Origin of the sequence: Streptomyces malaysiensis subsp. malaysiensis, assembly GCF_040653035.1 — a bacterium.
Classification (GTDB): domain Bacteria; phylum Actinomycetota; class Actinomycetes; order Streptomycetales; family Streptomycetaceae; genus Streptomyces; species Streptomyces malaysiensis.
This window is the reverse complement of the sequence record NZ_JBEZNG010000024.1, coordinates 136,708-147,014: the sequence shown is the minus strand read 5'-3', so window position 1 is coordinate 147,014 and position 10,307 is coordinate 136,708. Positions and strand designations below refer to the sequence as shown.

The following is a 10,307-nucleotide window of genomic DNA, read 5'->3' as shown; positions in this document are numbered from 1 at the left end:
ATCAAGGCGTTTGCTGCGGGTGCGGATGGTACGGGTTGGGGTGAGGGTGTGGGCATGCTGCTCGTGGAGCGGCTGTCGGATGCCCGGCGTAATGGCCATGAGGTGCTGGCGGTCGTACGTGGCTCCGCGATCAACCAGGACGGTGCGTCGAATGGTCTGACGGCGCCGAACGGCCCGTCGCAGCAGCGGGTGATCCGTCAGGCGCTGGCGGGTGCGGGGCTGTCCCCGTCCGAGGTGGACGCGGTCGAGGCCCATGGCACGGGCACCAAGCTGGGCGACCCGATCGAGGCCCAGGCGCTGCTCGCGACCTACGGCCAGGACCGCGACGCCGACCAGCCGCTGTGGCTCGGCTCCATCAAGTCCAACTTCGGGCATACGCAGGCCGCGGCCGGTGTCGCCGGGGTGATGAAGATGGTGCTGGCCATCCAGCACGGGCTGCTGCCGCAGACCCTCAACGTCGATGAGCCCACCCCGCATGTGGACTGGTCGGCGGGTGCGGTCGCCCTCCTGACCGAGGCGCGGGAGTGGCCGGAGACCGGCCGTCCGCGCCGGGCCGCGGTGTCCTCGTTCGGCATCAGCGGCACCAATGCCCACACCATCATCGAGCAGGCGCCCGGGTACGCGGACGAGACCGAGGACGCGGCGCCCGCCGCCGCGCCGCGGTCCGGCGTCCCTGCCACCTGGGTGCTCTCCGCCAAGTCCCCCGAGGGCCTGCGCGACCAGGCCGCACGGCTGCGCGCCCACCTCGACGAGCGCCCCGAACTGGACGCCACCGACGTGGCGTTCACGCTCGCCACGCGCCGTACCGCCTTCGAGGAGCGCGCGGCGCTCGTGGCCGAGGACCGGGACGGGCTGCTGTCCGGCCTGGCGGCGCTCGCCGAGGGCCGCACGGCGGCCGGGCTCGTACGGGGGTCGGTGTCCGGTGGCAAGGTGGCGTTCCTGTTCACGGGTCAGGGGAGCCAGCGGCTCGGTATGGGCCGTGAGCTGTACGACGCCTTCCCGGCGTTCGCGGACGCGCTGGACGAGGTGTGCGCCCATCTGGACGCGCACGTGGAGCGGCCGCTGCGGGATGTGTTGTTCGGGGAGGACGCCGAGGCGCTGGACCGGACCGGGTTCACCCAGCCCGCGCTGTTCGCGGTCGAGGTGGCGTTGTTCCGGCTGGTGGAGACGTGGGGTCTGAAGGCGGACTTCCTCTCCGGCCATTCGATCGGTGAGCTGGCCGCCGCGCATGTGGCGGGTGTGCTGTCCCTCGCCGACGCGTGCACGCTGGTGGCGGCCCGTGGCCGGCTGATGCAGGAGCTGCCCGCCGGTGGCGCGATGATCGCGGTACAGGCGTCCGAGGACGAGGTGGCGCCGCTGCTGACCGAGCGGGTGTCGATCGCCGCGCTCAATGGGCCGACGTCGGTGGTCATCGCGGGCGATGAGGACGAGGCGGTCGCGATCGCCACGTCCTTCGAGGCACAGGGCCGTAAGACCAAGCGGCTCACGGTCAGCCACGCCTTCCACTCGCCCCGTATGGACGGGATGCTGGAGGCGTTCCGCGAGGTTGCGGAGGGCCTGTCGTACGAGGCCCCGCGGATTCCGATCGTCTCCAACCTCACCGGGACCGTCGTCTCCGCCGAGGAGATCACGACCGCCGACTTCTGGGTGCGCCATGTCCGCGAGGCCGTCCGCTTCCTCGATGGTGTGCTGACGTTGGAGGCCCAGGGCGTCACCACCTACATCGAGTTGGGCCCCGACGGTGTGCTCACCGCCATGGCCCAGGAGTGCGTGGACGCCGAGTCCGACGCGGCCTTCGCCGCCGTGTTGCGCAAGGACCGTCCCGAGGCCGAGGCGCTGCTGTCGGCCGTCGCGCGGGCGCAGGTGCGCGGGGTGGCGGTGGACTGGTCGGCGTACTTCGCCGGTACGGGCGCCACGCAGGTCGTGCTGCCCACCTACGCCTTCCAGCGGCAGCGCTACTGGCCGAAGGTCTCGTCGCTGTTCCTCGGCGACGTGGCCGCGGTCGGGCTGGGCGAGGCCGAGCATCCGCTGCTCGGTGCCAGTGCCGAACTGCCGGACGCGGACGGGATGTTGTTCACCGGACGGCTGGCGCTGTCCACGCACCCGTGGCTCGCTGGCCACACCATCCTGGACACGGTGCTGCTGCCCGGTACCGCGTTCGTGGAGCTGGCCATCCGCGCCGGTGACCAGGTCGGCTGCGACTATCTGGAGGAGCTGACCCTCGAAGCGCCGCTGGTCCTGCCCGCGCAAGGCGGTGTTCAGCTGCGGCTCTCGGTCGGTGCGGCGGACGGGACGGGCCGCCGTCCGCTGTCGCTGCACTCCCGGCTGGAGAGCCTGCCCGCCGAGGAGCCGTGGACCCGGCACGCCACCGGTGTCCTGTCGTCCGGCGGCCGTCCGGAGGCGTCGTTCGAGCTGAGCGCGTGGCCTCCCGCGGATGCCACGGAGGTGGAGCTGGACGGCCGTTACGAGGGCCTGCTGGACATCGGCTTCGCCTACGGGCCCGCGTTCCAGGGGCTGCGCAGGGCGTGGCAGCGCGGTGGCGAGGTGTTCGCCGAGGTGGCGCTGGACGAGGGGACGGCCGAGGAGGCCGCCGCGTTCGGGCTGCACCCGGCGCTGCTGGACTCCGCGCTGCACGCCATCGGGATGGGCGGCCTGGGCAACACGGGCGGGGAAGGGCGGCTGCCGTTCGCCTGGACCGGCGTGTCGCTGTACGCGAGCGGCGCCTCGGCGCTGCGGGTGCGTCTGACCCCCGCGGGCAACGACGGAGTCCGGCTGGAGATCGCCGACACCACGGGTGCGCCGGTCGCGGCCGTCGAGACGCTCGGACTGCGCCCGGTCTCGGCCGAGCAGCTCCAGAGCGCGCGGACGGCCTACCACGAGTCGCTGTTCCGCCTGGAGTGGACGACCACGGCCGGGCTCGCCGACGCGGCCGGGGCGGATGTGCCGACCGACGGCCGGTGGGCGGTGCTGGGCGCCGATCCGTTCGGGCTCGGGACCACGGCGTACGGGGATCTCGCGACGCTGGCCGCCGCGGTCGCCGCGGGCACGGCGCCCACGCCCGAGTACGTCGTCGTATCGCCGTCCGCCGAACTCGGTGAGCAGTCGGCCCGTGCGGCGCACCGCGCCGCCGCCGCGGCGCTCACCGCCGTACAGCGGTGGCTCGAGGAGGAGCGGTTCGGGGACGCCCCGCTGGTCGTGGTGACCCATGGCGCGGTGGCCGCCGAGGCCGACGAGCCGGTGGCGGACCTGGCCGGTGCGGCCGTGTGGGGTCTGCTGCGCTCCGCGCAGTCGGAGAACCCGGGCCGTTTCGTGCTGGTGGACACCGACGGCCGGGAGGAGTCGCTGCGTGCGCTGCCCGCCGCCCTGGCCTCGGACGAGCCGCAGCTGGCGATCCGCGCGGGCGCGGTGTCCGTGCCGCGGCTGGCGCGGGTGGCCGCGGAGCCGGAGGGCGACGACGCCCGGGGCCTCGACCCCGAGGGCACGGTGCTGGTGACCGGTGCGTCCGGTTCGCTGGGCGGTCTGGTGGCCCGGCATCTGGTGGCCGAGCGTGGCGTTCGGCATCTGCTGCTGGTGAGCCGCCGTGGTGAGCGGGCGCCGGGTGCGGCTGAACTCGCCGCCGAGCTGGTCGGGTTGGGCGCCGAGGTGGCCTGGGCCGCCTGTGATGTGGCGGACCGGGGCGCGCTGGCCGCGACCCTCGCCACCGTTCCCGCCGAGCATCCGCTCACGGCCGTGGTGCACACCGCGGGTGTGCTGGACGACGGTGTGATCGGCTCGCTGACGCCCGAGCGCGTCGACCACGTCATGCGTCCGAAGGTGGACGCGGCGTGGAACCTCCATGAGCTCACCCGTGACCTGGACCTGACGGCCTTCGTCCTCTTCTCGTCCTCCTCCGGTGTGTTCGGCGGTCCGGGCCAGGGCAACTACGCCGCCTCCAACGCCTTCCTGGACGCGCTCGCCCAGCACCGCTCCGCGCAGGGCCTGCCCGCCACCGCGCTGGCGTGGGGCCTGTGGGCCGGGGCCGGGATGGGCAGCACCCTGGACGAGGCCGACATCAGCCGGATGCGGCGCGCCGGACTGCCGCCGCTGCCGGTGGCGGAGGGCCTCGCGCTGCTCGACACCGCGCTGACCGTCCGCGAGGCATCGCTGGTGCCCATGCGGGTGGACCTCGCGGCGCTGCGCAACCAGCCCGCGATCTCGCCCCTGTTCCGCGGTCTGGTGCGGATTCCGGCGCGGCGCGCGGTGGACGCGGTCGCGGCGGGTGGTGGGACCGGTCTGGCCGGGCGGCTCGCCGGGCTGTCCGAGCCCGAGCAGGAGCGGCTGCTGCTGGACCTGGTCCGGGCGCAGGTGGCCACCGTCCTCGGCTATGCCGGTGCGGAGACCATCGGTTCGGGGCGGGCGTTCAAGGAGCTTGGCTTCGACTCGCTGACCGCCGTGGAGCTGCGCAACCAGCTCAACACCGTCACCGGACTGCGGCTGCCCGCGACGCTCATCTTCGACTATCCGGACCCGCAGGTCCTGGCCCGCCATCTGCGGACCGAGCTCGTCGGCACGGACTCCCCGGCGGTGCACACACCGGTGCCGGTCGTGGCCGTCACCGACGACGAGCCGATCGCCATCGTGGCCATGAGCTGCCGCTACCCGGGCGGGGTCACCACGCCCGAAGAGCTGTGGCAGCTGCTCGCCGCGGGCGAGGACGGCATCTCCCGCTTCCCGGACAACCGCGGCTGGGACCTCGAGGCGCTCTACGACCCGGACCCGGAGACCCAGGGCACCTCCTACGCCCGCGAGGGCGGCTTCCTGCACGACGCGGCCGACTTCGACCCGGCGTTCTTCGGGATCTCGCCGCGCGAGGCGCTCGCCATGGACCCGCAGCAGCGGCTGCTGCTGGAGACCACGTGGGAGGCGTTCGAGCGCGCCGGAATCGATCCGCTGTCGGTGCGCGGCAGCCGTACCGGTGTGTTCGCGGGCGTCATGTACCACGACTACGGATCGCGGCTGCACGCCGTGCCGAACGAGGTCGAGGGCTATCTCGGCACCGGCAGTTCCAGCAGTGTGGTGTCCGGCCGGGTGGCGTACACCTTCGGTCTGGAGGGCCCGGCCGTCACGGTCGACACGGCCTGCTCGTCCTCGCTGGTCGCGCTGCATCTGGCGGCGCAGGCGCTGCGCCAGGGCGAGTGCTCGCTCGCGCTGGCCGGCGGTGTCACGGTGATGTTCACCCCGGGTACGTTCATCGACTTCAGCCGCCAGCGGGGACTGGCCAGGGACGGCCGCTGCAAGTCCTTCGCGGCCGCCGCCGACGGCACCGGCTGGGGCGAGGGCGCGGGCATGCTGTTGCTGGAGCGGCTGTCGGACGCGAAGAAGAACGGCCATGAGGTGCTGGCGATCGTGCGCGGCTCGGCCGTCAACCAGGACGGCGCGTCGAACGGTCTGACGGCGCCGAACGGCCCGTCCCAGCAGCGCGTCATCCGCCAGGCCCTCGCCAACGCCCGCCTGACCACCGGTGAGGTGGACGTGGTCGAGGCGCATGGCACGGGCACGACGCTGGGCGACCCGATCGAGGCCCAGGCGCTGCTGGCCACCTACGGCCGGGAGCGGGACGCGGAGCGGCCGCTGTGGCTGGGCTCCGTGAAGTCCAACCTGGGCCACACCCAGGCCGCTTCCGGTGTCGCGGGCATCATCAAGATGGTGCTGGCGATGCGGCACGGCCTGCTGCCGCAGACGCTGCACGTGGACGAGCCGTCGCCGCATGTGGACTGGTCGGCGGGTGCGGTGTCGCTGCTGACCGAGGCGCGGGAGTGGCCGGAGACCGGCCGTCCGCGCCGGGCCGCGGTGTCCTCGTTCGGCATCAGCGGCACCAACGCGCACGCCATCATCGAGCAGCCGCCCGCCCTGGAGCCGGGTGAGCCCGCGGTGGAGCCCGAGGCCCTGCCGTATGTGCCCGTGCTGGTGTCGGCCCGTACCGAGGACGGTGTGCGGGCCCAGGCGCGGCGGCTGCGGTCGCGGATCGCCGCCGAACCCCGGACCGCCCTCACCGATCTGGGCTTCTCGCTCGCGACGACCCGCGCCGCGCTCGAACACCGCGTCGCGCTGGTCGCCGAAGGCCATGACGGGGCTGACGAGGTGCTGGGCGCGCTGGACGCGCTGGCACGCGGTGAGCACCCGGCGCAGGCGCTGCGCGGGGTGGCCACCGAGGGCAAGGTGGCGTTCCTGTTCACCGGGCAGGGCAGCCAGCGGCTCGGTATGGGCCGTGAGCTGTACGGGGCGTTCCCGCGCTTCGCGGAGGCGCTGGACGAGGTGTGCGACGAGCTGGACCGCCACCTCGAACGGCCGCTGAAGACCGTGCTGTTCGGCGAGGACGCCCAGGCGCTGGACCGGACCGCCGTCACCCAGCCCGCGCTGTTCGCCGTCGAGGTGGCGCTGTTCCGGCTGGTCGAGGCGTGGGGTCTCACACCGGACTACCTGGCCGGCCACTCCATCGGCGAGATCGCCGCCGCGCATGTGGCGGGCGTGTTCTCGCTCGCCGACGCGTGTGCGCTGGTGGCCGCCCGTGGGCGGTTGATGCAGGAACTCCCGGGCGGTGGCGCGATGTTCGCCGTCCAGGCGTCGGAGGACGAGGTGGCGCCGCTGCTGACCGAGCGGGTCAGCATTGCCGCGCTCAACGGGCCGACGTCGGTGGTCATCGCGGGTGACGAGGACGCGGCGGCGGGGATCGCGGCGGGCTTCGAGGCGCAGGGTCGTAAGACCAAGCGGCTCACGGTCAGCCACGCCTTCCACTCGCCGCATATGGACCCGATGCTCGCGGACTTCCGCAAGCTGGCCGAGGGCCTGACCTTCAACGCCCCGAAGATCCCGCTGGTGTCCTGCCTCACCGGCACCGTGGCCGCCGCCGACGAGATCCGTCTGCCCGAGTTCTGGGTGCGCCACGTCCGTGAGTCCGTCCGCTTCCTCGACGGCGTCCGCACCCTGCGCGACCAGGGTGTGACCACCTTCGTGGAGCTCGGCCCGGACGGGGTGCTCTCCGCGATGGGCGAGGACTGCCTCGCCGAGACGGAGACCGGGACCGACGGGGACACCGACGCCCGCGCGGTGTTCGTCCCCACCCTGCGCGGCGGCCGCTCCGAGGCCCAGGCGCTCGCCACCGCCCTCGCCCAGATCCATGTCCGCGGCGCGGCCCCGGACTGGGCGGCGGTCTACGCCGGGCGCGGCGCACGCCGCGTGGAGCTGCCCACCTACGCCTTCCAGCGCCAGCGCTACTGGCTCGACGTGGGCATCTCCGTCGAGGACGTGATCTCCGCGGGCCTCGGCACGGCCGACCATCCGCTGCTGGGCGCGGCGGTGGAACTCCCCGACACCGGTGGCTTCGTGTTCACCGGGCGGCTGTCGCTGCTGACCCACCCCTGGCTGGCCGACCACGCCGTCATGGACACCGTGCTGCTGCCCGGCACGGCCTTCGTGGAACTCGCGCTGCGCGCGGGCCACGAGGTGGGCTGTGACACGGTCGAGGAGCTGACCCTCCAGGCGCCGCTGGTCCTGCCCGAACAGGGCGCCGTTCAGCTGCGGCTGGAGCTCGCGGCGGCGGACGAGAACGGGCGGCGTCCGCTGACCCTGCACTCGCGCCGGGAGGACGTGCCCGCCGACGAGCCGTGGATCCGCCACGCCACCGGCTTCCTCGCTCCGAGTGCCACGAGTGCCCCGAGCGACGCGAGCGCCCCGAGTGCTTCGGGCGAGCAGACGGTTGAGCGGGTGGACCTGAGCGTATGGCCCCCGGCCGACGCGACGGCCCTGGCCACCGATGAGTTCTACGAGGGCGCGGCCGCCGCCGGACTCGGCTACGGCCCGGTCTTCCAGGGGCTGGACGCCGCCTGGCGGCGCGGCGACGAGCTGTTCGCGGAGATCCGGCTGCCCCAGGGCTTCGAGCCCCAGGCCGCCGCGTACGGCGTGCATCCGGCGTTGCTGGACGCCGCCCTGCACACGCTCGGCCTCGACCCGGAGGGCGAGGGGAGCGAAGGGGCGCGGCTGCCGTTCGCCTGGACCGGTGTACGGCTGTACGCCGGGGGCGCCGCCTCGCTGCGCGTACGGCTGCGGCCCGGCGCCGAAGGGGTGTCGCTGCACCTCGCCGACGGCACCGGCGCCGCCGTCGCCACCGTCGACGGCCTTGTGCTGCGGCCGCTCTCGGCCGAGCAGCTGAGCGCCTCGCGGGCCGCGTACCACGAGTCGCTGTTCCGCCCGGAGTGGACGGCCCTGCCCGGGTCCGCCACCGATATCCCGCTGGGCGAGCGCTGGGTGACCCTCGGCGCCGCCACCGGCTTCACCGTGGCGGGCGAGCGGCTGGACGACCACGCGGACCTCGCGGCACTCACCACCGCCCTCGACGGCGGCGCGCCCGCCCCCGATGTGGTCGTGGTGCCCCTCACGGACGTGGCGTCCTTCACCGCGACCGGCGGCGGGGCGTCCCTCGCCGCCACGGACGGTGCGGCCTCGCGGCTCGCCACGGATGGTGCGGCTCCCCTCACCGCCACCGCCACCGCCACCGGCGGCGTCGCGTCCATCGCCGACACCGCGCGGGCGGCCGCCCGGAACGCCCTGGACCTGGTCCAGAACTGGCTGAACGACCAGCGGCTGGCCGACACCCGACTCGTGCTCGTCACCCGGGGCGCGGTCGCCGCGGCCCCCGGCGAGGACATCGCCGACCTGGTCCACACCACCGTGTGGGGCCTGGTCAAGTCCGCGCAGTCGGAGAACCCCGGCCGGTTCGTCCTGGTCGACACCGATGGCACCGACGCCTCCCAGCGGGCCCTGCCGTCGGTGCTCGCCACCGATGAACCGCAGCTGGTCCTGCGCTCCGGCACCGGCCACGCCTACCGGCTCGCCCGGGTCCCGGCCCTGCCGGACACCCCCGAGCCCGCCGGTCTCGGCGACCCGGACGGCACCGTGCTGCTGAGCGGCGCCACCGGCGCCCTGGGCGGACTCTTCGCCCGCCACCTGGTGGCGGAGCGCGGAGCGCGGCGACTGCTGCTGGTCAGCCGTCGCGGTGGCGAGGCGCCCGGAGCCGCCGAACTCGCCGCCGAGCTGGGCGAGTTGGGCGCCGAGGTGACCTGGGCGGCCTGTGACACCGCCGACCGGGACGCCCTGGCCGCGACCCTCTCGGCCATCCCGGCGGAGCATCCGCTGACCGCCGTGGTGCACACCGCGGGCGTCCTGGACGACGGGGTGATCAGCTCGCTGACCGGTGAGCGGATCGACACCGTGCTGCGCCCCAAGGTGGACGCGGCGTGGAATCTCCACGAGCTGACCCGCGATCTCGACCTGGCCGCGTTCGTGCTCTTCTCCTCGGCGGCCGGTGCCTTCGGCAGCTCGGGGCAGGGCAACTACGCCGCGGCCAACACCTTCCTGGACGCCCTCGCCCAGCACCGCCACGCCCAGGGCCTGCCCGCGAGCTCGCTCGCCTGGGGCCTGTGGGCGGCGGCCGACGGCATGGCCGGAAGCCTCGACGCCTCCGATGTGACCCGCATCTCGCGCGGTGGCTTCGAGGCGCTCGGGCAGGACGCGGGCCTGGCGCTGTTCGACCTGGCCGGCACCCTTTCCGAGGCCGTGCTCGTACCGATCCGCATCGACACGGGCGCGCTGCGCGGCCAGGCCGCCGCCGGGCTGCTGCCGCCGCTGCTGCGCGGCCTGGTCCGCACCCCCGTACGGCGCTCCGCCGACACCGGGGCCACCGGTGCCGGTGCCGTGGCCGACTCGGGTGCGGGCTCGCTCGCAGAACGGCTCTCCGGGCTCTCGGAGACCGAACGCGACCGCGAGCTGCTGGACGTCGTCCGCGGCCATGTGGCGGCCGTACTCGGCTACGCCACCCCCGATGACGTGGACGCCGGCCGCGGCTTCCTCGACCTCGGCTTCGACTCGCTCACCGCCGTGGATCTGCGCAACCGACTGGGCGCCGCCGCCGGGCTGCGCCTGCCGGTCACGCTGATCTTCGACTACCCGACGCCCACCGCGCTCGCCGGGTATCTGCGCGAGGAACTGGGCCTGGAGGGCGCGGCCGGACACCCGCCCGTACACGCGGAGCTCGACAAGCTCGAGGCGATCCTCGCCACGATCGCCCCGGACGACATCGAGCGCCCCGGCATCACCACCCGCCTGCGCGACCTCCTGTCGAAGTGGAATGAAACGCAAAGTGCTACGGACAGCACCGCAGAAGACCGTGAAATCCAGTCCGCTACGGCAGACGAGATCTTCGATCTCCTCGACGACGAGCTCGGGCTCTCCTGACCTGCTCCACAAGAGCTCATCGACTCACCTCAGCACCG

1 protein-coding gene is annotated in these 10,307 nt (G+C 73.9%); it reads left to right on the top strand.

The genetic code is table 11. The features are described from left to right. A partial coding sequence (locus tag AB0E24_RS35745) for a type I polyketide synthase (RefSeq protein WP_359383464.1) occupies positions 1–10,269 on the top strand: 10,269 nt, incomplete at its 5' end. Between the last annotated feature and the right edge of the window lie 38 nt (positions 10,270–10,307).